Origin of the sequence: Bartonella sp. AP58NXGY, from assembly GCF_042195785.1 — a bacterium.
In the GTDB taxonomy this organism is placed as follows: Bacteria; Pseudomonadota; Alphaproteobacteria; order Rhizobiales; family Rhizobiaceae; genus Bartonella.
The window spans coordinates 322-701 of sequence record NZ_JBHIOY010000264.1; the positions used below are offsets into that span (position 1 = coordinate 322).

The 380-nt window shown below is 43.2% G+C and carries 1 pseudogene; it reads right to left on the reverse strand.

What is annotated here, in order from left to right:
- Positions 1-380, reverse strand: a pseudogene (locus tag ACFINC_RS10845) (hemin-binding protein); the annotation flags it as partial.

The window sequence follows — 380 nt, forward strand, 5'->3', positions numbered from 1 at the left end:
GAGTATAACCAACCACCGTTTTTGTCACATCCGATGTCTTATTAAAGGATTCATCTCCTGTAATGACTGTCGACAAAACATCTTGAAATTGTCCATAGGCGATACCACCTGCAATATAAGGCATCACACGATGAGCAGATAACCCTAAACGCACCCGTGTCGCACCCGTCCATTTTTGTTTGAATGTATGATTAAAAGTTAAACTATTTTTTTCTTCTTTATGCTCTGGATCAGATCGAGAAAAACCTCGCCCCTGTAGTTTTGCCCTTTTCAAACTTTTCTCTTCTGTACCTTCAGTTCCTTCAGTGCCTTCAGTGCCCGATCCACCAGCCTCAGTTCCTTCAGTGCCAGACCCACTAGCGCTAGATTCTTCAGTATGG